Raw genomic sequence first — 24069 nt, forward strand, 5'->3', positions numbered from 1 at the left:
AAAAAATAATGAAAACAATCAATTTTTTATATAGCAAACTTTAAGTTTTCTGAATATTGCATCACATGATACAATAAAGTAGAGAAAACAGTCAAAAACCGCTAATTATTAGATCAAATTGATCCTTTACAAGCTATTTACCGGATTTAAGGAGCCGTAAGCTGTTTGACTGAATCATTAACTCTTTCTATAATGAAAGTATTTAAATTAATTAAATTGAGGTGATTTGATGGGACATTAAAGAATGTTCGTTTTGACGGACGGACGCTGCTTTGCGTAACGGACATGTGCATACTTTTGAAAAATGGGTGTACTCCCTCATACAGAAATTCTTCTATTTCCCGTCTGCGCATCGCTAATCGGCATATACTATTATTCTCTTCAGCAATTAAACAATTGGGAGTTCAAACAACTTGTAACCAGCTTATTTGAATGAATCCCGAAAAGATTTTGCAAGCAAAAAAAAATATACTTGTATATTTTAAAAATGTAGGAGGTGGACTCCTTATTCGTCTCGGAGGCGAGTTAAGGGAGACTATTTGGACATAATAAACTTGGTTCTTATTGCCATTTTAATTGCTTTAACAGCATTTTTTGTAGCTACGGAGTTTGCGATTGTTAAAGTGAGAAGCACGAGGGTCGATCAATTAATTGAAGAAGGAAAGCCGAATGCTCTTTCAGCAAGGAAGGTCATATCCAACCTGGATGAATACCTCTCAACTTGTCAGCTCGGAATTACCATTACTGCTTTAGGGCTTGGATTCCTTGGGGAACCGACAGTTGAAAACATTTTGCGACCACTTTTAAATCAATTAAATCTTCCGGAGTCGGCTTCACATGTACTCTCAGTTGCAATTGCCTTTTCTTTCATTACGTTCATACATGTCGTTGTTGGAGAATTGGCACCGAAAACATTGGCGATTCAAAAAGCGGAGCAAGTAACATTATTGGTTTCGAAACCTTTAATTGCCTTTAACAAAGTCATGTATCCTTTCATCTGGGTACTTAATGGCTCTGCAAGGTCGCTTACAAAAATGCTAGGATTAAAAGCAGTTTCCGAACATGATCTGGCTCATACAGAAGAAGAGCTTCGCATCATTGTTTCAGAAAGCTACAAAAGTGGCGAAATTAACCAATCAGAGTTTAAATATGTGAATAAAATTTTTGAATTCGACGATCGGATTGCTAAAGAAATCATGGTTCCGCGTACTGAAATTGCTACAATATCCAAAGATGATACGATTCAACAATTTTTTACCGTTATGGCGGAGGAGAACTTTACCCGCTATCCTGTCATCGATGGAGATAAAGACCATGTTATCGGGATGGTCAATATCAAAGAGCTATTTACTGAAATGATAGACAAGAACAATCAGACGGCGACAACGATCAGCAGATATGTCCGTCCGATCATACGTGTCATTGATAGTATCCCGATTCATGATTTACTTTTAAAAATGCAGAAAGAACGCATTCACATGGCTATCCTCATGGATGAATACGGCGGTACGTCAGGTTTGGTGACCGTTGAAGATATCCTTGAAGAAATCGTTGGCGATATCCGCGATGAGTTCGACCTGGATGAAGTGCCGGATGTCCGCAAATTAAAAGAAGATCACTATATCATCGATGCTAAGGTATTAGTCAGTGAAGTGAATGATTTACTTGGATTGGATATAAACGATGAAGATATCGATACGATGGGCGGTTGGATCCTTACAGAGAACTACGAGGCCAAACAAGGTGATGTCCTGACTTACGGTCCCTATAACTTTAGGATAAAAGAAATGGAAGATCACCATATTTGTTATATTGAAATATATAAACCAGCAAAAATCGTAAGCGAAGTAAAAGAATTTCCAAGGATATCTCCGACCGAAATCGTTTCATGATTAAAAAACCCCCGCTCCTAACATTAGGAGCGGGGGTTTTTTTCCAATTGGTACATGAAATAAAAAAACGACATATCATATAAAAATACACCGATTTAGATTGATTGATAACATGTAGTATAGTTCAACCTTTATTGTTTCATACTGTTAGAAAAGCAATACTTTATGAAGGAGTGTGGAATCATGAAACTTATAACCATTTGCCAGCACTGCAAAGGGAAAGGGAAAACTCGTTATCTGCAATTCTTTTCCCGGAACTGCCATCATTGCAACGGCCAAGGTAAAGCGGTAAAAGATATGTCCAATTTAAGAAACCATGCAAAAAACCTCTAATAATCTTTCATATTTTGAAGTTTGATTTGATGACACCTGCCTTCTTTAACGTTTCATAAACGATCAGTATTGAAGGTCCAAGGAAAAGCCCAATGAAACCAAACATCTTAAATCCTAAATACAGACTGACCAACGATGCCAATGGAGACAATCCCATATTTGCTGAATAGATTTTTGGTTCGATGGTCCTTCTAATAATGGTAATGACCAGGAACAGGATAATCAGGCCAACCCCTAGATGATGGTTTCCTTGAGCCCAAACAATAACCGCCCAAGGAACAAGTACAGATCCCGTCCCCAAAATTGGAAGAATGTCCACAACAACTATTAACAGTGCCAATGGGATTGTATATTTTACATCCAACAACCTTAGTCCTCCATAGGCCATGATGAACGTAATTAAACTTAACAAGATTTGCGCCTTGAAGAAGCCCACTGCTGCCATACTTAAATCTTGATAAACTAGCGATATTTTTTGATAGGTGGATGTCTTTAAATAATGGACTGCCTTTTTTCTTAACTTAGGCAATTCCAGGCTAATTAGGAATAAAGCGATTAAATAAATTAAAAAATCAATGAAAAATCCAGGGATAAGTGTAACGAGCTGGACCATATCTTGAACAAAGCCCTCAGTGAAACCCTCTAAAGCCTTGACTCCCTTTTCCATGGTTTGTTCTATGGACTGTATGAGATTTGGCGGTAACGTTTGGGAATATTGTTCCCATTGCCTTATGACTGGCAATATCGCCGTCAGATACATTTCACGAATGACGTCAGGAAATTCCTCCGAATAGACAATGACCTTCTTGATTAAAACCGATAGGGAAAAATAAGTGATGCTCATAACCCCGCCTACATATAAAACAAATGAAATCAAAACTGCCCATAGACGATGCAGCTTTGCCGTTTCACTAATTATGCGGACTAATCCATCCAAAAGAATGGCAGTGAGTAACGCTAAAATCAACGCCCATGAATAGGGAATGACGATAAATAGCCCTAAAAGGAAAATACCCCTCCAAAACCAGCGGAAAAAGACAGCACCCTTCACTGAACAAACCCTCCTTGCACTTCTTGTTCTCCTTATATTTATGAAACGGTGCCGCATATATTTCGCTTATACGTTTTATTTTCTCAATTAAGGGAAAAAGAGAAAAAAAGAGATGGAGGGATTGACATTGGATAACAAAGATAAAGAAAAGTATCTTGAAGAGCGTAATGATAAATCCAAGGCATTCAAAGAAAATCAAGAAAAACAGCTGGAACGTGATCAAGTAGTCATGCCAATTGAAGATTTACCAATTGATGAAATTAAATATGAACGAGAAGAAGAACGAAATAAAAAAGAAACGAAACACCGCTCCACCAGCGAGAAGTTCTAAAACAAAACAACAGCCTTAGGAGGCTGTTGTTTTGTTTTAGAATAGAAGTATTAAACATGAGGTGATAAGGATGCTTTCTAAACATGATTCTATTCAGCGAGATCAACTTGAAATGATTACTTTAGATCAACTCGTGCCAGCGATTTTAACTCGATGATTACTTCCCACCTATGCAAATGGCAGCTTATCGTTTCTCGTTGAGGCAGTCTTTTTGATGATACCATCAGGATCTATTTACGCAGTTGCCACCACTGGTTTTTTTTCTGAGCATCTGTTTTTCATATCGATCAGTATGTTTGTTATCCATTCAGGTTAGGAGATGCTGGTGCATTGTTATTTGATGATATAGGAGATTCGGTTACCCTCTGTTCATATTTCACCATCGTCTTTCCCACACCTCCTTTTCTTCCAAAATTAAACATTGACTGAAATGAATGATTCTTTACAATAGACTTTTAAGAATTAAAGAATATAATGGATTGGTCGACCATTATAAAGGAGAATCATATGACGAACCCTACTCAATTATTTCATCAATATTTACAAGTATCCAGATCATTAGTCAGCAAAATGAATGAGCAAATTACAACCCTTGAAATTTACCACAATCAGTGGACGATCTTGAATTATTTAAAAAACTGTGGATACTCCACCATACCCGATATATGCAGCTACTTGGATGTAGATAGTGTTATCATCACACGTTCGGTCAACAGCATGGAACAGAATAATATGATTAAGCAGGTCCCTGGAAAAGATGAACAGGAAAAACGAATCGAACTGACTCCCCGAGGCAAAGAAGTACATACCAAATGCCTTAAGATAGCAGATAAGATCGAAGGAAAAGCCCTAGAAGGCATTACTGAAGAAGAACAGGACTTTTTTTTCCAAACGGTCCTTAAAATCCTCAATAATATAAGAAACTAAATGTCTTATATGATTGTTGAATAAGTGTGAGCCATGGTCTTCCATTGGCCACTTTCTAGTTTCCATCGAGCTATGGCCATACCTTTTTTAAAAGTCTGATTCCTTCTTCGATTTCCTTTTCGGTTAATCCACCGTACCCAATCAGGACAGTCGGCTCTTTTACCTTTTTTGAATGATAAACTGAAGTTGGATGGACTTTAACCCCAACACTGGCTGCCTTTTGAATAAGCTCTGATTCACTGCTGCTGCTTTTTACTTTTAACAGAACGTGTAATCCTGACTTTTCACCGATTACGGCTACACGATCATGAAAGTTCTCTTCAATTGCATTCAGCAACACCTTGTTCTTTTTACGATAAATCGTACGCATTTTATTCAGATGGCGTTCCCAATGCCCATTTTTCATAAAAAGACAGAGCGTTTCCTGAATCATTCTGGAAACGGTCTGTTTGTATCCTATTAAGTTCTCCTGATAGCGGCAAGCTAGCTCTTTGGGTAACACCATATAGCCGACCCTGATTGTAGGAATGAACGACTTTGAAAACGTGCCTAGGTAAATGACCTTTCCCTTTGTGTCCAATCCCTGCAAGGACGGAATCGGTTTACCTGTATGACGGAATTCACCGTCATAATCATCTTCAATAATATAACCCTTTTTTCCCCCAGCCCAATTCAATAATTCCACCCTTCTAGCTATCGGCATGATCATGCCGGAAGGGAACTGATGAGAAGGGGTGACATAAGCAACATCCGCCTCACTATTTTTTAATGAGTCAACATTCATACCGCTTTCATCTAATGGAATGAATGCCATTTTAGCTCCCTCCAAACTCAGTACCTGCCTAACTCGATGAAAGCCAGGATCCTCCAGCCCAAAAACCCGCTCATTTCCAAGAAGTAACCGCAGTAAGTGGATGAAATACTGTGTACCTGCCCCGATAATGACCTGTTCAGCACCACAGCGGACTCCTCTCGATTGAAAAAGATAGGAAGAAATCTCAGCCCGGATCCCCCATTCCCCTTGAGGATCACCGCTGATGAACATTTCCCTTTCCTGTAGATACAACGTATTGTTTAAGCATCTTTTCCATACCGCATGCGGGAAAGAATCAACGTCCACCCGGCCATGATTGTAATCTATCTTACTCCTTTCATCGTGAGGGCCTTTCATCTCTGCTTTAACAGGCAACGGTTCATTCACGGGTGAGATCGGTTCCAAATCGGCTGCATAGAATCCTTTCCTTAATTGACTTTCCACATACCCTTCCGCCATCAACTGCTGATATGCCGTATCTACAGTATTCAGACCTATTCCTAAATGAGCAGCTAGCTTTCGTTTAGAAGGCAATTTCATTCCGGCTTTTATTTGTCCGTTCTGGATTTCCGCTTTGAAGTATTTATACAATTGGAGATATAACGCTTCTTTATTCTTTTTATCTAAGGTTAGCGTGATTTCAAACATTTGCCCCTCCTTTTAAACTGGTACCATAAATTATATCAGCTTTGGTCCTTATTACAGGATCAGAATGTTTTTATAATGAAGATATCAATCAAGAGGAGGAAACTATGGAGCATATTGAACTATTCGGGAAACACGTGATCCTCACCCCAATGATGGAGCATCATATTGAACCGCTTTATGCAGCTTCCCTGCCATCTGAAATCTGGGAATGGAGCGCTACAAAGATTTTGTCATATGAGGATGCCGTTTCCTATGTAAAGGAAGGCATCCGAGCAAGGGAACAGGAACTTCATCATCCATTTGTCGTTGTCGATCAAACGAATGATTCCGTAATCGGGAGCACGAGCCTAAGAAGTATCCAGTTTGACAATCAATCCCTGGAAATCGGGGCAACTTGGTATCATCCCGACAAATGGCGGACAGCCGTTAACACTGAATGTAAGTACCTTCTATTGCAGCACGCTTTTGAAAGGTGGCATATGAAACGGGTTGAATTCAGGACGGATGAATTGAACAAAAGATCGCGTGCAGCAATAACCAGGCTTGGCGCCCATGAAGAAGGCATTTTAAGGATGGAGAAAAAGCTGAAAGATGGAAGGATAAGGAATACAGTGGTTTTCAGCATTATCGAGAACGAATGGCCTGATGTGAAAAAGAGCTTGGAAGCTTTTTTGGATAGGTGAAGATGGAGAAAAAGAGTGCCGATTATTTTGGCACTCTTTTCGCCTGCTGCTATTTTTCATGTAGGTCTTTATGATTCGATTCAATTTTCAAAAAAGAAGTCTTTTGCCTTTTCGTTGTTCGAATGAATATGAAAACGCCAATCGCAAATAAAAGCGGCATTAGCAAAGCAAAAAGAAGATAAATCATATCTCCAAAGAACAAGCTCATTCCCCCTAAGCAATTCGACGTGCACTTTTGTCAGTAAAGCTTTTCCGTCAAACTTGGATGATTAGTGCTAGTCTAAATACTTTGTGACAAGCGAATCATATCTTGGCACTGAATCCCATTTTCATATATGGGCCCGGAATAGTTTCTATTAAAAAAATCGCGATCGACACCAGTTATTCTAAAACCGCATTTTTGGTAAAGGGCAAGCTGCCCTATTCCCGAATTTCCAGTGCCTATTTCAATCGTTTTATAACCTTGTTTCCTTGCATAGCGAATGGCATGTTCTATCAATCGTTTTCCGATTCCTCTTCCATGGTGCCTTTCATCCACCGCAATGTTCATTATCTCTAACAGTTCAGGACCTTTTTGGAGCAAAACATACACCCCGATCATCTGCTTATCCATCTCGGCAACAAAGCATGTTCCACTTCTCAAATATTCCTCTACCAATTCCCTTGAAGGATCTGCCAAAAGCAACAAATGCATCGGCGGTGACTCTTCCATATATAGTTTTCTTATCTCCACACAAACCCTTCTCTCATTTTAGTTCTTCTATAAGGAGTTCCATCAATTCGGAAGCCGGAAGCTCCCTGCTCAACCTAAACCCCTGCCCTGCCCACAAGGCCATCAGTTCAGGATTGTTTTTTTGTCCTGCCGCTTTTCGCATTTGCTTGGTCATGTGATGGACATAAGGATAGGCGACTGGTGCAACGCTATCATATTCCGTCAAAAAATGGTTCACCAACCCCCGTGCCCTTCGGCCGCTGAAGGCGCGGGTAACTGAGGTCCGAGTAAATCGAGGATTTCCGAGAGCTTCTTTATGAACGGGACTTGCCCCGCTTTCCGGACAGCGAAGGAAAGCTGTTCCCAATTGCGCCGCTGTTGCTCCTGCTGCGAGTACGGCAGCGATATCCTTTCCATGCATCAGTCCACCCGCCGCAATGATCGGTAACTTCAGTTCATTTTCAATCATCCGTATCAATACTAAAAGACCGTAATCATCTTCTGTACGGTTTTCAAAACTGGCACGATGTCCCCCTGCCTCAATGCCCTGAACACATAGCACATCCGCACCAGCACCCGCTGCCTTTTTTGCTTCCTGAAGGTTGGTTACTGTCACGGCGATAAGGGTACCGACGCTTTGGAGCTCGCTTATTACATCAGATGAAGGGCATCCAAATGTAAAACTGACGATCGCCATCCGGGCCTCTTTTAATGCAGCTAATTTATTTTGCCAATCATCATCATCACTATGGGCATTTCCAATCGCAACCCCCACACTCTTTGCCTCTTTTTCAATTTTTTCATGATAGGCAGATAATGAACTTTCATCCACCACCTCATGACCAGGCACAAAAACATTCACGCCAAATGGTCGCTTGGTCATTTGACGCGTCTGCGCTATCTCTCCTTCCATCTCTTTGGCAGTCTTATAGCCTGCCGCAAGAAAGCCCAATCCTCCTGCATTGGATACTGAAGCCGCAAGCATTGGTGTGGAAGCCCCTCCTGCCATCGGTGCTTGAATGATTGGATATCTCAGTAAATCTTTGAACATTCTACACAACTCCTTTTGATTTTTCTACATGCCCTTATCATTTTTACGTTTTCTTGGTATAATGATTGTCTGTAAGAGAAAAGTGTCTAGATGATCACCCTTTATATCTTGCAAATATAAAACATAGGTGGTAAATAAAAAATGGAAACAAAACCATATAGAGTATTGCTTTATTATTTGTATGTACCTATCGAGAATCACGAAGAATTTGCAGCCGAGCATCTTGCGGCATGTAAAGCCCTTGAATTGAAAGGTCGTATCTTGGTGGCATCAGAAGGTATCAACGGAACGGTTTCAGGTACGATCGAACAAACCAACCAATATATGGACATGATGCAAAGCGATTCCCGCTTTGCCGATATCGTGTTTAAAATAGATGAAGCTGATGGACATGCTTTCAAAAAAATGCATGTTCGTCCACGCAATGAACTTGTCACGCTTCGATTGGAAGATGACATCAACCCGAATCAGACGACAGGCCAATACTTGAGCCCGAAGGAATTCTTCGAGCAAATGCAAGATGAAAACACGATCGTCCTTGATGCCAGAAATGACTATGAATATGATTTAGGACATTTCAGGGGCGCAATCAAGCCAGAAATAACGAATTTCCGTGAACTTCCGGATTGGGTCCTGGAAAATAAACAAATGTTCGAAGGCAAAAAAATCCTTACGTATTGCACCGGCGGTATCCGCTGCGAGAAATTCTCCGGCTGGCTTGTCGAAGAAGGCTTTGAGGACGTTAGCCAGCTGCATGGCGGCATCGCAACATACGGGAAGGACCCCGAAGTCCAAGGTGAGCTTTGGGATGGCCAAATGTATGTATTCGATGAAAGAATTGCCGTACCTATCAATCAAAAGGAGCATGTCATTGTTGGACGCGATATTTATTCCGGCGAGCCTTGTGAACGCTATGTCAATTGCGCTAACCCTGAATGCAACAAGAAAATCCTTTGCAGTGAAGAGAACGAACACAAACATATGCGCAGCTGTACCCACGAATGCCGAGTGCATCCGCGTAACCGCTATGTAGTCGAGCACAACCTTTCTGAAGAAGAAGTTGCTGAAAGATTACAGAAAATCGAAGAAGCCATTACGGCAAAATGATTAAGCAACCCGAATCAGTGGACATGTTCCCTATTCGGGTTTTTTCAATACCCTGCATTCAACCCCCTCATACAGAAACTAAATCTTATTTCCCTATTTTAATCCTGAGCTTTTTCTTCATCCCACTGCTTAGATTAACTATGAACTTTTTCTAACTGCAAGATTCCATACTCTCTTACTTCTATATCAAAATAGAAAAAACCTTCTTTAAGCATTAAAAGCAAGAAATAACCACTAACTCCTAAAGGGTACTGCATTATCCCATCTCAAACCCAATCAGAGTCTCGAACACCCGTTCCAACCAACTTGTTTTAACATTTAAATAGAACTCCTTTTGCTTCGGGCGAGATTTTAAAGTACCAACAACAAATAAAAAGGACTATCGTATAAAATCATTGAAATCAATTTTGTGCGGCTTGTTCATTTTTATCATAGTGTACAGAAAGTAAAGACCTTCTGAAAGTGATGACACGTCATATTTTTTAAGAATATTGGGAAGAAGCAGATCATCTTCATCATCTTGAAGAGGTAAAACTTATATAGGCGAAACGCAAAGAAACGATAGAGCGTGTATTCGCAAATGCAAAAGAAAAGCATGGTATGCGTTGGACTACTTTAAGAGGACTTAAAAAATTGTCGATACAGGCGATACTTACTTTCGTGCCATGAATGAAAAGAAGATGACCAACTGGACTTGGAGAGGTCACTATTCCCTATAGCTGCTTCTAATCCAATAATAAATCAAAAAGGTCTCGGAATGAGACCATTCCGAAACCTTTATGTCTACAAACTGAGCGATTCCTCTTTCGAAGAATTTCTCTTGTTTCCATTAAATTTATTTTTCTTCTGCACTTACAACAATTCCACAAGCTTGTCTATCGCCCGCATCACCAGTTTTCAAGGTATCTTCATCAGGTCCCTTTTCTCCATTGGCTTCATAACGGTCAGGAATATTGGCAAAGTTGTCTGGATTTGCGTGAACAATGACAGCTAACTCTTCTTTCTTCAGTTGATCTATCGTCATATTATCCAATGTTGCCGTATATTTTGCCGTCCCATCCTCTTTTACAAATAGAGGGGGCATATCCCCTGCATGATGTGAGTGCGTTTCAGAAGTTGGATTGAAGTGTCCTCCCGCTGTAGTGAAAGGGCCATCCTTGGCATCCACCTCACATATTGCGTTTTCATGAATATGGAAACCATGATAGCCTGGCTCTAAACCTTCCAAAGCTGTCTGGATCACTACGGCATTCTCTTCCGCGGTAAAATTGACAGTACCTAATTTTTTACCTTCAACATCTTTTACTTCCGCTTTCACCTGGGGATCAATATCTGTTTGTGTTCCTTGTCCCACTGTATTCATGTCCTCGGCATTTTTGCCGGCCTGATCTGTATCATCAGCGGAATTACATCCATACAGTATAAAGGCAACACACATAGGAAGCATAAGTTTTTGTTTATAGTTCATGATAAATACCCTCGCTCTCTTATATGTATATTCTACTTATTACTTTCCACTATTATGGAAGAATAAACAGAAAGCGGGATAAATAGGAAAATAGATTTCACTAGTAAGAGAAAACCTCTTACTAAATTCACAGTCAACGATTTTACAATAAGGCATAATGGGCTCCATTTTCACAAAGTGATGACACCGAAAGTAATGGCTGCAATCGTCATGATGATGGTTGTCCCAAACGCCCATTTAAACAGGAATTTTTGGTGATCCCCAAAATCAACGCCTACAAGGCCAATCAATATGAATGTTGCAGGTACCAATGGCGATAATGGGAACCCTGTGGTCGAATGACCTAATAAAGCCGCCCTTCCAATTTCTACAGGGGCAATACCAAAGTTGGAGGCGGTTTCACTGATGATAGGCAGAATGCCGAAATAGTAGGCATCAGGTGAAAAAATGAACCCCATCGGAATGCTCGTCAGCGCCACCACCAGTGGCAAATGTGCCCCGAGCCAATCCGGAATGACGGTTACGATGGACGCGGCCATCGAGTCCATCATCTTTGTTTCTGTAAATACACCCGTAAAAATCCCTGCAGCGAAAATGAGTGTACAGATCATCACGAAACTGTTGGCATGACTTAAAATCCTTTCCTGCTGTTCTTGTGGATTAGGAAAGTTAACGAATAATGCTATCGCGAAAGCAGAGGCAAACAAGATTTGGATTGGCAGCACCTCCATCACCAGCAATACCATTAGTAAAATCGTCAAGAGCCAATTAAACAAAAATAACTTGGATGGTCGTTTAGATGTGGTTTCTGCAGTTGCAGCCTGTTCGCTCATACCGGGTGGCATGGTCGTCTCCATCGAACTGACTCCTACTCTCTCTCTTTCCTTTTTGCCAAGTACATATGCCGAAAACAAGGTCCATAAAAGACCGCAAATCATGACCGGAATAAGCGGTATGAATAAATCCGATACTTCAACTTGCAGGCTCGCGGCCGCTCTTACCAACGGACCTCCCCATGGAATCATATTCATGACTCCTGCACCTAAACCAACGACACAAGCCAATACGAGTCTGTTCATCCCTAATTTCATATAAAGCGGCAGCATGGCCGAAACGGTGATCATGAATGTGGATGAACCGTCTCCATCCAAACCTACCAATATGGTTATGATGGCTGTCGCCATGACAACCTTTAGTGGATCACCTTTTACAAAACTCAAAATTTTAGCGATCATAGGCTCGAATAAACCAACGTCAATCATTAAACCAAAATATAAAATAGCAAAAACGATCATGACAGCCGTTGGTGTCACCTTTAAAATACCTGTGACCATCATTTCTCCCATTTCGGATGCAAAGCCGCCAATCAAACCAAAAGCTATCGCCGTGAAAATAAAAGCGACGACTACGGAGAGACGCTTTGTGATGACTAAGACCAGAAACGTTAAAATCATGCAAAAGCCAAGAATAGTTAACATGTTAAAAACTCCTTTAATTTGTAAATAAATAAATTTTTCTGAAAAATCAATATTTTCACATTATAACACTTGTACATTCATTAAAAAACCCACTATTATAACGAAAGTCAAATTCTATAACCAAAGTCAAATTCTATAATCAAAGTCAAATTCATTTAATAAATTAGTTAATTTCTGTATACTATTATTTAGGGACCCGAAGTTTTTTTAAGAAAGAAGTGTTGCATGTAAAATGAATGCTCATAAAATTGCTAAACGGAATCTATTCATCATGTGGTTCGCAAACTTTTTCATAGGCGGAAGCATGACAATGGTTCTTCCATTCATATCTTTATACATTGGTACATTCGGCGATTATTCTACTCAATATATCCAGCATTGGTCCGGATGGACATTCGGAATCACTTTTGTGACTGCCTTTTTATTTTCTCCTGTTTGGGGCCGGATCGGTGACCGGTATGGAAGAAAAAAAATCTTGATTGTCTGTGCCTTTGGGATGGGGCTGTCCATTTTCTTGATGGGATTCGTCGAAAATGTTTGGCAGCTATTCGTCTTAAGGATGTTCACAGGAATATTCACTGGATTCATTTCCATGTCACAGGCCTTCATATCAACCCAGACTCCGAAAGAAATTGCCGGACGTGTACTGGGAACGCTGCAAACGGGAAATATAACTGGTTCACTTTTCGGACCATTGCTCGGCGGCATACTTGCCGACACACTCGGCTATTCAACCGCCTTTAAATTCACCTCGATCACCATTTTCGTTTCTGGACTGCTCGTTTTTGCAACCAAGGAATACCAAATGGAACGTCAAAAGGGAACCAAGTCGAGCTATTCAAGCAGAGAAGTACTCTCGCATATCTTACGGAATCCCATCCTGGTGAATGTCATGCTCATTTCGACACTTGTTCAAGTTGCCCATTTCAGCATCCAGCCCATTCTTTCTTTATATGTTGGCGAGCTGCATGGAACTTCCAATCTAGGATTTTATTCGGGGATCGCCTTTTCTGCAGCGGGACTTGGAAATTTATTGATGGCGCGTCATTGGGGCAAGATTGGTGATCGGCATGGGCATGTGAAGATCCTTGTGCTGCTACTTTTTCTGACCGCACTCGTCTACTTCCCTGGTGCCTTCATCAATCATTTTTGGCAACTTGTCATTGTACGCTTCATACTAGGCATGGCAATAGGGGGCATCATCCCTGTAAGGATTGCCTACATTCGCCAAGAAGCCCCCGTCGCAATGCAGGGGGAAGTCCTTGGTTACAATACGAGTCTACGCTTTTTAGGCAATATCATCGGACCTGCAATGGGCGGAATGGTCGCTGGTTTCTATGGATTCTCCGCTGTTTTCATCACGACCAGCACCCTGCTTCTCATCGCTGGGCTTGTTCTTTATTTCGCGATGCACCGAAATCCAGAGCTGGCCAGATCACATTGATCATTTTTTCGCAAGAAAGCCTGCTTCCAGATGGAAGCAGGCTTTTATTCGGTAGTCATTTGGATTCCGATATACAGGCAGTGAGATCACTTTTCTTTGACCTCCTTACTCCTTAGGCTTGAACCATAAACTGATAAGTATTTTTATTCCTCCTCATAAACGCATCACATTTTATGTTAAGATTATTATAGGCAAATTTTATGAAAGTAAAAGACGCAAAGCCACGGGCCTAAACCAACAACTTAGTTGTCATGGCAGCCGGGTTGCCAAGATTTATCTTGATTAGATCGTTTAATTAATTATTTCTTGCCCCATTTTTAATTTGCCTAAAATTAGAAAAAAGAGGGTTATATATGTTTTTTCCAACCATTTATTCAGCTAATACGGATGAGAGGCACATTGTTAAAGATAAAAATACATGTGCATGCGGCACAAGATATAATGTTTTCGCAATGTTGACCAGAAGCGACCTTCGAAAGATCAGATTCAAGCATTATAAAGAAGTGACATGCACAAAATGTAAATCAAGTATTATTCATAAGGACAATTAGTCCCTTTTCACTTGATGGGTTCCTTTCTCCTAGAAATTGATAGAACTCGCCAGTTCTGCCCTCATCACTCCCATGTAAGGTTAATAGGTAAAAGTACATCGTTCCGATAAACAAAAGCTATCTTAGACTTCATGCCCCCTTATGCCGACCGCCTGTAAATGATTAGACAGAATAGCCCCGGATTTGCCATTTCAATTATCCATATAGATAGAAAGAAGGACTCATGCTATAATTTAGTCCGTTAAAAAATGAAATTCACACATATAAAAGGAGTGTTTCTTTGAATACATCTGCATACAAACAAGAATGGACAGGCAACATTAGGGCAGATGTTCTTTCTGGTATTGTCGTTGCCTTGGCATTGATTCCAGAGGCGATCGCCTTTTCGATCATTGCAGGTGTTGACCCAATGGTTGGTTTATATGCCTCATTTTGTATTGCCATCGTCATCTCTTTTGTCGGCGGTAGGCCAGGAATGATATCGGCTGCCACTGGAGCAATGGCACTCGTCATGGTCGATCTTGTTAAAGATCACGGTCTGAACTATTTACTTGCTGCAACAATATTGACTGGTTTGCTGCAAATTTTACTAGGGGTCTTAAAAATCGGGAAATTAATGAAGTTCATCCCAAAGCCCGTCATGACTGGTTTTGTGAATTCTTTAGCCATCCTGATTTTCACTGCACAGCTCACCCATTTCGTGGGTGAGACATGGATCATGTATGTCATGACTGCTGTTTCATTAGCTATCATTTATCTTTTTCCAATGATCACGAAAGTCATCCCTTCGCCATTGGTCGCCATCATATTCATGACAATTGTCGCAGTTACTACGGGTGCTGGGGTGCGGACGGTTGGGGATATCGGACAATTGACAGAAGCACTTCCGATGTTCATGCTTCCAAATATCCCTTTGACCTTCGAAACTTTGGCGATCATTTTCCCTTATTCCATAGCCCTTGCGTTTGTCGGGTTGCTTGAATCCTTGTTGACGGCCCAAATAGTCGATGAGATGACTGACACGGACAGCAATAAAAACAGGGAAGCCAAAGGCCAGGGTATCGCTAATATCATTGCCGGATGTTTTGGCGGCATGGCAGGATGTGCAATGATCGGTCAATCCGGTATCAACATTAAGTCAGGGGGAAGGGGCCGTCTCTCGACATTTGTAGCTGGCGCTTTCCTTATGGTCTTAATCGTGGTATTAAATGACGTCCTTATACAGATACCGATGGCTGCACTTGTCGCGGTCATGATCATGGTTTCCATTGGAACATTTGACTGGTCCTCCCTAAAAAGGCTCAAGGTGGCTCCAAAGACGGATTCAGCCGTGATGATCGTGACGGTTCTCATTGTTATTTATACGCATGATTTATCAAAAGGGGTTTTTGCTGGAGTGCTTTTGAGCATGATTTTCTTCTCGGCAAAAATTTCTAAAGTGACGGTGGAGAAAACGGCAGACAGCCAGGGTAAGAAAATCATTTATCGTATCAGTGGACAAATATTTTTCGCTTCAGTGGAGGACTTTATTTCGAAGTTCGATTCTAAGGAGAAAGCAGATGTGATCATCATCGATTTTTCCCAATCTAAAATATGGGATGCTTCTGCGGTCGGTGCCGTTGATAAGATTATTCTTAAATATCAGCTTCACGGTACACCCGTCAAGGTGCAAGGTCTTGATCACGAAAGTTCCTTATTGTTTGAGAAACTCGCCACTACAGAAAGTAAAATATCTTGAAAAAGTAAAATTCTGTTGAATAGAAACGTTTCAAACCGACAAAATAGATACATGAAAACTATTTTGAAGGAGCGAAAAACATGACATACCAGCAGGATTATACGGCAGCAAATCTGTCAGCTGATTTATTGAATGAACTGAAAAGCTTTGAAAGCAAACTTGGCGAGGAAGCCAATAAAGAACTGATTGTCATCGCCTATGAAAAAGAGAAGGATTCTTTGAATTAAGATAAAAAGACTCAAACACCATTATATGGGAGTGCTTGAGTCTTTTTTTTTGCACATGAAAAAGGATGCCCGAAAAGCACCCCTTTTTCTCTATTACTTATTGAATGTGTCCGTTAAAATCGGCACGATTTGTTTTTTACGCGATACAACGCCTTCTAAGACGGCGATGTTATTGTTTAATGTAACGTTATATGCTTTTTCCACTGCATTCGCAGCTTTTCCAAGAGCAAGGGCAACAGAATCATTAGTCAAGATATCCGTTACAATGAATAGGAATAAATCCAATTCCTTCATAGAGATGACCTCTTCAATTGCTGCTTCCAATTCGGATTGCTTGGCAAGCACTTCGTTCGGATCTACGGCATTCACCTGGGCTATTTCCACTTTAGCATTACCCATGGAGAATTCTTTTGCGTCAAGAGTGATTAGCTGGGCAATCGTTTTGTCGCTTAAATCAGCTCCCGCCTTCAACATTTCCAAGCCATATGTTTCGGCATTGACTCCTGCAATATCAGCCAGTTCCATAGCTGCTGCAACGTCTTGCTCTGTGCAGGTCGGGGATTTGAACAATAAAGAATCAGAAATGATGGCAGACAGCATAAGTCCTGCAATTGCTTTAGGGACTTCAATTCCGTTTTCTTTATAGATTTTATTTAAAATAGTTGCCGTACAGCCAACTGGTTCCGCACGGTAATATAAAGGATCGCTTGTTTCAAAGTTAGCGATACGGTGATGGTCGATAACTTCCAGCACACGGACTTGGTCAATATCTTCAGCACTTTGCTGGCGTTCGTTGTGATCGACAAGGATCACGCCATCCGCTTCCCCTGCCACCTTTTCCACAAGACGAGGAGCTTCGAAATTGAATTGATCCAACGCAAATTGAGTTTCACCATTCACTTCACCCAGACGAACTGGTTCAGCGTTGATACCTAGTTGCTTTTTCAAATCTGCATAAGCGATTGCTGAACAGATTGTGTCTGTATCCGGGTTTTTATGTCCAAAAACTAATACTTTTTCCAAGATTTTATCTCCTTTTTCATAAATATTTTTCCGCGAATCCCCTCAGCGCAATAAAGGAGAGCCACCTTTACAATACACTTTATTTTAACACAAAATCCTGTAAATTCAGTGCTTGAATTGTCCATTATCCAATAAAATCTTTCATTCCTTTTCCCTCTACCTTCACTTTGTCAATAGATAAGGGTTGGTTTTTCTCAAATATATTAGTTGAATTATCATCGTATATGGCTTACGATAATATAAGCAGAAATACTAGATATTGATTACACGAACAATGCTAATAACTATATATAGAATTTTTTATAATCCAAGGTGCCAGTGATGGCTGAAAAGGGAATCCGGTGCAAACCCGGAACTGTCCCCGCAACTGTAAATGTGACGAAATGAGAAAACCACTGTATAGCTCTCTATACGGGAAGGACTCAAAGTAGGATGATCATGAGTCAGGAGACCTGCCTTGATTTTTTCACGTTTCTTATTCTTCGGGGATTGAGATGATGAAACGATAGTTTAATGGCTATTTTTTCATGGCTCTTTTATTCTATCGTTTGATCCGCTCAATTCATTGGGCGGTTTTTTTATTTAGCGGATTTTTACAAGGAGGATTATTAATGACTCAAACATATAACTCTATTATAAGCGAAAATGATACCGAAACGAGCTCCATCCAGCTTGAAATGTTATCGAAGGAATTCGAAGGTCGTCTCGATATGGAAAAGTTCAAAAAGCGTTTTACTAAATGGCTTGATCGCAAAAGTGACTCAACCGAAGAACAGGCTTCAAAAAAACTGATTCAGCTCGCTCTTGAAAGTGTGGATATCGATGCTCCCGATTGGACATTCGTTGCTGCTGCAGAACTGTTGAATACAATGTATAAGGATGCGCAAGCCAATCGAGGTTATGAAGGCAAGAGTTATGGCCCATTTTATGAACTGATCTCGGAGCTCTCCCAACTACAAGATGGCCAGCGGTATCCCATTTATAAATCAGAACTGCTAGCTTCTTATACGAAAGCTGAAATCGAGGAATTGGGTTCGATGATTGACCCGGAAAGAGATAAACTTTTTTCTTACATAGGCATCTACTTATTAAACGATCGCTACCTAGCCCGCCCAAAAAGAGACAAGGTCTATGAACTGCCTCAAGAGCGCTTCATGATCATTGCGATGGAAATCATGCGATTGGAAAAAACGGAGCACCGCCTGCAACTTATAAAAGAAGCTTACTGGGCCATGTCCAATCTTTATATGACTGTTGCGACCCCTACACTATCGAATGCCGGTAAAACACATGGACAGTTAAGCTCTTGCTTTATCGATGCCATCGAAGATTCCATTGACGGCATCTATCTATCTAACTACGATGCTGCAAAAGTATCTAAATTCGGCGGTGGTGTCGGACTTTATGTAGGCAAGATTCGGTCGCTTGGTTCTGATATCCGTGGCTTCTCTGGAAATAGTTCCGGTACGACTCCCTGGATTCGACTATTCAACCAGACAGCCGTCAGTGTCGATCAATTGGGTCAACGTAAAGGTGCCATCGCGATTTACTTGGATGCCTGGCATAAAGATATCCTGAGCTTCCTTGATTTGAAGACGCAAAACGGGGACGACAGATTAAAAGCCCATGATATTTTTACAGGTGTATGCATACCTGATTTATTCATGGAGGCTGTACGCGACAGAAAAGAATGGTATCTGTTCGACCCGCACACCGTCAAGCAAACACTTGGATTCTCACTTGAAGATCTTTATGACGAGAAGAAAGGTGAAGGAAGCTTCAGGACACATTACGCACTTGCCGTTGAGGCAGCAGAAAATGGCATTCTTCCAAATTATAGCTTTGAAAAAATCAATGCGATGGAAATCATGAAAAGCATCATGATTTCCCAATTAGAAGAAGGCGTCCCATATATGTTCTACCGCGATGAAGTGAACCGGAAGAATCCGAATAAACATAAGGGTATGATTTATTGTTCTAACCTTTGCACAGAGATTGCTCAAAACTTAAGTCCTTCGACGATCACGGATGAATACGAAACGGAAGATGGCGATGTCGTTGTGGTTCGTAAAAGCGGTGATTTCGTTGTCTGCAATCTTTCATCCATTAACTTGCCCCGTGCGGTGAGCAGTGATGTTTTGGAAAGATTGATTCCTATTCAGATCCGGATGCTGGATAACGTCATTGATGTGAATAATCTTCCGGTCAAGCAGGCATCCATCTCGAACAAACGTTACCGGGCAATTGGATTAGGAACATTTGGATGGCATCATTTACTTGCTACCCAGAATATTTATTGGGAATCTGATGAGGCTGTTCAATATGCCGATGCTTTATACGAAAAGATCGCTTACTTAACAATCAAGGCATCCAATGAGTTGGCCAAGGAAAAAGGATCATATCCATATTTCGAAGGATCGGATTGGCATACAGGCGAATATTTCGAACTGCGTGACTATACGGATCAAAAATGGATTGATTTAAAAGCAAACGTACAGGAACATGGGACCCGTAATGGATATTTAATGGCCATCGCCCCCAATTCATCGACCGCTAAAATCGGTAATTCCACGGATGGCATCGATCCCTTGTATGAAATTGAATTTTATGAAGAAAAGAAAAACTTCAAATTCAAGGTGACAGCACCAGGATTGACGCCAAACACGTATGAATATTATAAAAAGACGCGCTTTAATTTGGACCAACTGGAAAGCATCAAGCAAAATGCAGCACGTCAACGTCATATTGACCAAGCAATCAGCTTTAATCTGTATGTACACAACACAATCAAAGCGAAGGTTCTATTAGATATCCATTTAACGGCTTGGGAAAGCGGGTTGAAATCAACATATTATGTTCGTTCGACTTCTTCCGAATATGACAATGCTTGTGAAAGCTGTTCAAGTTAACGTTTGATCAAGACCCAGTAATTTATTCTTAAAGGAGTTTTCACGTATGAACAATCATATCAAAAAGATTCGGATGCTCGAACCTACGCATCCAACTAAAGCGACCGGCGTATTCAAAGGAGAAGCCTCAGGCTTTCTCCTTTGGAACGATATCCAGTATGAAAAATTCTATGATACTTATACACAGCTCATCAATAACTTTTGGAAGCCTTCGAGCGTGAACATGATTCAGGATAAAAAGCAGTGGGGCGAATTGGACGAGGATATCCAGGATGCTTTTCTTGATATCCTTACGATGATCGCTGGAATGGACAGTCTTCAAACGCCTACTTTAGTAGAAATCCTTCGGTACATCAAGGATCCGGCGGCAAAAGCTATCCTCGCAAACATGGCCCAGCAGGAATCCATCCATAATGAGTCTTATTCCTATATCCTGGCTTCCTTGATTCCGGTAGGCAAGCAAAAACAGCTTTTCGACCGCATTAAAGAACATCCGGAAGTGATTAAGCGCAATCAGCCTATTGTGGATGCCTACCAAACGTTTGTAGATGATCCAAGCCCTCAGCATTTATTCGAGGCTCTGATCCATTCAACGAACCTCGAAGGGATATATTTTTATTTGGCATTCGCCTTCTATTATAATTTAGGGCGCCAAAACCTAATGACCGGTTCGGCTACGATGATTTCCTATATTCATCGTGATGAAATGGTCCATTTCGATTTCATAGGAATGCTCGTTCAAATCTTGATGTATGAATATCCTGAATTAAATAATGAAGAAAACACGAAATTCATCTATACAACGATTGAAAAAGCCGTCGAACTCGAAAAGGAATGGTCTGAATATATGCTTGAAGATATCCAAACCAAGGCCGATCTCGATTTGGAAGAATTCAATGAATACATCGAATATATCGCCAACAAACGGCTGCGCATGCTAGGACTTGAGAACTTGTATAAAGAGTATAGCGAGAACCCGATGCCATGGATCAAAACATTCGATGATGAATCCATCGGCCTTACCAAAACCGATTTCTTCGAGCAGAAGTCCAGGACATACAGTCAAGTAAATGCCAGCAATGGATTCGATGAGCTCTAAAGTTGCCATTGTCTATCATTCAGCCGGCGGCAATACAAAAGCGCTTGCTGAAGCCATCGCCTCCCTATTACCTGAATCCGAACTATATCGAATGAATGAATTCGATTTACGTACATTGCCGGATTATGAAGCATTGATAATTGGTACATATACATGGGGAAATGGAGAGCTGCCTGCTAAATCAGCAGCCCTTTATAAAGAACTTGAACAGCTGCCTATTGCTCATCTGAAAACGGGAGTCTTCGGAACTGGTGAAACCAACTATAATCATTTTTGCGGGGCAGTCGATCATTTCCGGGACATGTTATTTGCCCAAAGCCAGTTATTGGTGACATTGAAGATAGAACAGATGTATCAAGAATCAGACTTGTCCCGACTTAAGAAGTTCGCCTCACTATTCCAGAACTGACTGAAGGGATATGCGTTTTCGCATATCCCTTTCAATCGTTTTATAAAAACTTTAGCTGCCTATATCATAGTACGATTAAACATGAAGTATAATGAAGGGAAAAAGGAGATATTCATGGCTAATATCACTCAGTTACTACCTATACTTTTTATGCTAGTACTTGTCATATTCGTTATATCCATCGTGTTATACCTGTCACGTCATTTTAATCGTTCTAAACGGATTGAAGAAAAATTGGATGAAGTACTAAAGAAAATGGCCAGTAAAAAAGAGGATTAATCGATGTTTCCCTTTTAACGAAAAATAAAAAGACTCCAAAATCGGAGTCTTTTTTATAAGCGTTCAATTATTTTTGAACGTTAGCTGCTTGTGGTCCGCGAGCGCCTTGCTCGATTTCGAAAGAAACTTCTTGGCCTTCTTCAAGAGTTTTGAAGCCTTCGCCTTGGATAGCTGAGAAATGTACGAATACATCGTCTTGGCCTTCAACTTCGATGAAACCGAAACCTTTTTCTGCGTTAAACCATTTTACTTTACCTTGTACCATGATAGTTCCTCCTGTGTTTGGAAAAATCCATTTTATTACTATTTTTGGTTCTGGATAATGTTTCAAGAGGAATCCTATAACAGTAAATCCTTCTATCAAACTTATACCGAACAAAAATAATTACCCATATTATATCATGGGAAATCAAAAAAAAACAAGATTATAACAGTAAATCAACCGACAAATTACCCTAAAATTCTACATTTTCCGCTTCTTGCTTTGACGGAAACCCTCGTCAAGTAAGTAGCGCTCCGCCTCGATCGGGCTCTCGAAACACTCCTCCAAATTCGAACCAGAGTACACGTTCCAGAGTTGATCTTCTCTAATAAGAGAAAGCTCTTGTTTTTCTTGACCAATCCACGTTCCTTCCAACCTAGCGAACTCGTTTTCCTCTTCTTCGATTTCAATCGGAGGTTCGGATAGGTAATCCATGCTTTTTTGGATCAATTCCTTTAATTCTGCTTCATTATAGTCACGTATATTAATAAACCCTTTACGGTCAGTGTCTTTTTTTCTGATATGCCCTGCGTAAACGAATCCATTTCCATTAGGATGCAAGTGCTGAACGACGATTTTTTTCTCCTGGACACTCCCTGGATAATGAAAGTTCACACGCCCCAATGAAACGTCCTTTCGCTGTAATTCCGGAAAAGTCTCAATGATGCTCAATTTTTCTTCAAATGTTAACAAATTTCTTCCTCATTTCATTAGATCATATTGTTTGTCGATTATAACACAGACTGATAAGAAACAATAATCTCCCTCTTCCGCTATAATAAAACGGCTACCCTCATAAAGAAGACATAGACGCCGCACCTCATTTTTTCATAAGGATATAGGAGAGAAACCATTCATTTAATGTACGTCACGACAAAAAGCATAATGAATGAAAGGACAATGATCACGGCAACCCACAGCCAAGCTAATGTCATATTCCCGGAGTCCATGGCAATATAAATCGCGGTTGGTATGGTTTGTGTCTTTCCTGGAATGTTTCCGGCAAACATGAGTGTCGCCCCGAATTCCCCCAATGCACGTGCAAAACTCAATATGGCACCTGTGACGATGGATTTGACCGCCAACGGAAGGGATACACTCAGGAACAATCTCCACTCGCCGGCCCCGTCAACCCTTGCTGCATTTTCTATTTCCTCATCTATTCCCTCAAAGCCTGTTTTAGCGGATTGGTACATAAGCGGAAAAGCTACAACGGTAGATGCAATGACTGCCGCCCACCACGTGAACATGATCGGCTGGTTAAAAACCATTTCAATGAATTGGCCTGGCACCCCATTTTTACCCCAAATCACAATCAATAAAAAACCTACGACAGAGGGTGGCAGAACAAGCGGCAATAAAAATGCGGTTTCCAGCAGGACTCTTCCCTTGAATTTCTTTTTAGACATCAATCGTGCAAGGATAATCCCCAAGAAGAACACAAGGACGCCCGCTAGTCCTGCTACCTGTATCGATAACCTGACAGGTGACCAAAAATCCTCTGTCATGATACTATCCGCGCATCCATGTTAAATATCAACCTATGTAAATCCTTGCTCTGTATTATCACCGAGTTTTTTTCATTAAAGGCAGATTTCATTTCGGTTTCTCCCTTTCTTTTTGAAATAACATT

At 40.8% G+C, this 24069-nt stretch carries 23 protein-coding genes, 1 pseudogene and 2 riboswitches; of the genes and pseudogenes, 13 read left to right on the top strand and 11 right to left on the bottom strand.

Annotated elements, in window-relative coordinates; translation table 11 throughout:
• Positions 1 to 539: 539 nt before the first annotated feature.
• Positions 540 to 1892: a hemolysin family protein gene (locus tag ACQKMH_RS14675; RefSeq protein ID WP_427588232.1), complete on the top strand. Its 1353-nt coding sequence runs from the start codon at positions 540 to 542 to the stop codon at positions 1890 to 1892.
• Positions 1893 to 2232: 340 nt separating this feature from the next.
• Here ACQKMH_RS14675 and ytvI read toward each other — a convergent pair whose 3' ends face one another.
• Complete coding sequence (gene ytvI / locus ACQKMH_RS14680) at positions 2233 to 3276, bottom strand: sporulation integral membrane protein YtvI (RefSeq protein WP_427588233.1); 1044 nt, start codon at positions 3274 to 3276, stop codon at positions 2233 to 2235.
• Between the two features lie 127 nt (positions 3277 to 3403).
• Here ytvI and ACQKMH_RS14685 point away from each other — a divergent pair, with 127 nt between their 5' ends.
• Positions 3404 to 3607, top strand: a complete 204-nt coding sequence (locus tag ACQKMH_RS14685) for a hypothetical protein (protein ID WP_427588234.1) — start codon at positions 3404 to 3406, stop codon at positions 3605 to 3607.
• 507 nt (positions 3608 to 4114) lie between these two features.
• A complete protein-coding gene (locus ACQKMH_RS14690) occupies positions 4115 to 4534 on the top strand; it encodes a MarR family winged helix-turn-helix transcriptional regulator (RefSeq protein ID WP_230158307.1) in 420 nt (139 codons plus the stop codon).
• A gap of 70 nt (positions 4535 to 4604) precedes the next feature.
• Here the strand turns inward: ACQKMH_RS14690 and ACQKMH_RS14695 are convergent, their stop codons facing one another.
• Positions 4605 to 5996, bottom strand: a complete 1392-nt coding sequence (locus ACQKMH_RS14695; RefSeq protein WP_427588235.1) for a PLP-dependent aminotransferase family protein — start codon at positions 5994 to 5996, stop codon at positions 4605 to 4607.
• A gap of 104 nt (positions 5997 to 6100) precedes the next feature.
• On the opposite strand from ACQKMH_RS14695, the gene ACQKMH_RS14700 reads away from it, so the two are divergent.
• Complete coding sequence (locus ACQKMH_RS14700) at positions 6101 to 6679, top strand: GNAT family N-acetyltransferase (protein ID WP_427588236.1); 579 nt, start codon at positions 6101 to 6103, stop codon at positions 6677 to 6679.
• A gap of 49 nt (positions 6680 to 6728) precedes the next feature.
• On the opposite strand, the gene ACQKMH_RS14705 is transcribed toward ACQKMH_RS14700, so the two are convergent.
• The 3 genes from ACQKMH_RS14705 to ACQKMH_RS14715 all read right to left on the bottom strand — a co-directional run bounded on the left by ACQKMH_RS14705 (position 6729) and on the right by ACQKMH_RS14715 (position 8442).
• Entirely contained in the window at positions 6729 to 6881 is a 153-nt protein-coding gene (locus ACQKMH_RS14705; protein ID WP_427588237.1) for a hypothetical protein, read from the bottom strand.
• Positions 6882 to 6959: 78 nt separating this feature from the next.
• Complete coding sequence (locus tag ACQKMH_RS14710) at positions 6960 to 7412, bottom strand: GNAT family N-acetyltransferase (RefSeq protein WP_427588238.1); 453 nt, start codon at positions 7410 to 7412, stop codon at positions 6960 to 6962.
• A 13-nt stretch (positions 7413 to 7425) separates the two neighbouring features.
• A complete protein-coding gene (locus ACQKMH_RS14715) occupies positions 7426 to 8442 on the bottom strand; it encodes a nitronate monooxygenase (protein ID WP_427588239.1) in 1017 nt (338 codons plus the stop codon).
• Between the two features lie 141 nt (positions 8443 to 8583).
• Between ACQKMH_RS14715 and ACQKMH_RS14720 the strand changes: the two genes are divergently transcribed.
• A complete protein-coding gene (locus ACQKMH_RS14720) occupies positions 8584 to 9549 on the top strand; it encodes a rhodanese-related sulfurtransferase (protein WP_427588240.1) in 966 nt (321 codons plus the stop codon).
• A gap of 341 nt (positions 9550 to 9890) precedes the next feature.
• Positions 9891 to 10268 (top strand): annotated as a pseudogene (locus tag ACQKMH_RS14725) (transposase); the annotation flags it as partial.
• A gap of 116 nt (positions 10269 to 10384) precedes the next feature.
• Here the strand turns inward: ACQKMH_RS14725 and ACQKMH_RS14730 are convergent.
• Together ACQKMH_RS14730 and ACQKMH_RS14735 are read right to left on the bottom strand one after the other, a co-directional pair.
• Entirely contained in the window at positions 10385 to 11017 is a 633-nt protein-coding gene (locus ACQKMH_RS14730) for a superoxide dismutase family protein (RefSeq protein ID WP_427588241.1), read from the bottom strand.
• Positions 11018 to 11187: 170 nt separating this feature from the next.
• Positions 11188 to 12495, bottom strand: a complete 1308-nt coding sequence (locus ACQKMH_RS14735) for a CitMHS family transporter (protein WP_427588242.1) — start codon at positions 12493 to 12495, stop codon at positions 11188 to 11190.
• 232 nt (positions 12496 to 12727) lie between these two features.
• On the opposite strand from ACQKMH_RS14735, the gene ACQKMH_RS14740 reads away from it, so the two are divergent.
• The 3 genes from ACQKMH_RS14740 to ACQKMH_RS14750 all read left to right on the top strand — a co-directional run bounded on the left by ACQKMH_RS14740 (position 12728) and on the right by ACQKMH_RS14750 (position 16455).
• Positions 12728 to 13939 (top strand): MFS transporter, encoded by a 1212-nt coding sequence (locus tag ACQKMH_RS14740; RefSeq protein ID WP_427588243.1) that lies wholly within the window; start codon positions 12728 to 12730, stop codon positions 13937 to 13939.
• A gap of 180 nt (positions 13940 to 14119) precedes the next feature.
• A riboswitch (cyclic di-GMP riboswitch) is annotated at positions 14120 to 14210 on the top strand.
• Positions 14211 to 14770: 560 nt separating this feature from the next.
• Positions 14771 to 16228, top strand: a complete 1458-nt coding sequence (locus ACQKMH_RS14745) for a SulP family inorganic anion transporter (protein ID WP_427588244.1) — start codon at positions 14771 to 14773, stop codon at positions 16226 to 16228.
• Between the two features lie 80 nt (positions 16229 to 16308).
• Entirely contained in the window at positions 16309 to 16455 is a 147-nt protein-coding gene (locus tag ACQKMH_RS14750) for a hypothetical protein (protein WP_427588245.1), read from the top strand.
• Between the two features lie 93 nt (positions 16456 to 16548).
• Here ACQKMH_RS14750 and ACQKMH_RS14755 read toward each other — a convergent pair whose 3' ends face one another.
• Entirely contained in the window at positions 16549 to 17478 is a 930-nt protein-coding gene (locus ACQKMH_RS14755) for a manganese-dependent inorganic pyrophosphatase (protein WP_427588246.1), read from the bottom strand.
• Positions 17479 to 17771: 293 nt separating this feature from the next.
• Positions 17772 to 17952, top strand: a riboswitch (cobalamin riboswitch).
• A 137-nt stretch (positions 17953 to 18089) separates the two neighbouring features.
• Here ACQKMH_RS14755 and ACQKMH_RS14760 point away from each other — a divergent pair.
• From ACQKMH_RS14760 to ACQKMH_RS14775, 4 genes are all read left to right on the top strand, one after another.
• The gene (locus tag ACQKMH_RS14760) at positions 18090 to 20387 is read left to right on the top strand and encodes a ribonucleoside-diphosphate reductase subunit alpha (protein WP_427588247.1); all 2298 of its coding nucleotides are present in this window, start codon (positions 18090 to 18092) and stop codon (positions 20385 to 20387) included.
• A 46-nt stretch (positions 20388 to 20433) separates the two neighbouring features.
• Positions 20434 to 21486: a ribonucleotide-diphosphate reductase subunit beta gene (locus ACQKMH_RS14765; RefSeq protein WP_427588248.1), complete on the top strand. Its 1053-nt coding sequence runs from the start codon at positions 20434 to 20436 to the stop codon at positions 21484 to 21486.
• Positions 21476 to 21895 (top strand): flavodoxin domain-containing protein, encoded by a 420-nt coding sequence (locus ACQKMH_RS14770; RefSeq protein WP_427588249.1) that lies wholly within the window; start codon positions 21476 to 21478, stop codon positions 21893 to 21895. The genes ACQKMH_RS14765 and ACQKMH_RS14770 overlap by 11 nt, the downstream gene beginning before the upstream one ends.
• A gap of 114 nt (positions 21896 to 22009) precedes the next feature.
• On the top strand, positions 22010 to 22174 hold the full coding sequence (locus ACQKMH_RS14775) for a hypothetical protein (protein ID WP_427588250.1): 165 nt from the start codon (positions 22010 to 22012) through the stop codon (positions 22172 to 22174).
• Between the two features lie 67 nt (positions 22175 to 22241).
• Here the strand turns inward: ACQKMH_RS14775 and ACQKMH_RS14780 are convergent, their stop codons facing one another.
• The 3 genes from ACQKMH_RS14780 to modB form a co-directional block, all read right to left on the bottom strand.
• Positions 22242 to 22439 (bottom strand): cold-shock protein, encoded by a 198-nt coding sequence (locus ACQKMH_RS14780; RefSeq protein ID WP_028393295.1) that lies wholly within the window; start codon positions 22437 to 22439, stop codon positions 22242 to 22244.
• A gap of 198 nt (positions 22440 to 22637) precedes the next feature.
• Positions 22638 to 23129 carry a hypothetical protein gene (locus ACQKMH_RS14785; protein WP_427588251.1) on the bottom strand — a complete coding sequence of 164 codons (492 nt, stop codon included), beginning with the start codon at positions 23127 to 23129 and terminating at the stop codon, positions 22638 to 22640.
• A 161-nt stretch (positions 23130 to 23290) separates the two neighbouring features.
• Complete coding sequence (modB, locus tag ACQKMH_RS14790) at positions 23291 to 23944, bottom strand: molybdate ABC transporter permease subunit (protein WP_427588252.1); 654 nt, start codon at positions 23942 to 23944, stop codon at positions 23291 to 23293.
• Positions 23945 to 24069: the final 125 nt, after the last annotated feature.

The organism is Peribacillus sp. NPDC097895, assembly GCF_050277555.1.
In the GTDB taxonomy this organism is placed as follows: domain Bacteria; phylum Bacillota; class Bacilli; order Bacillales; family DSM-1321; genus Peribacillus.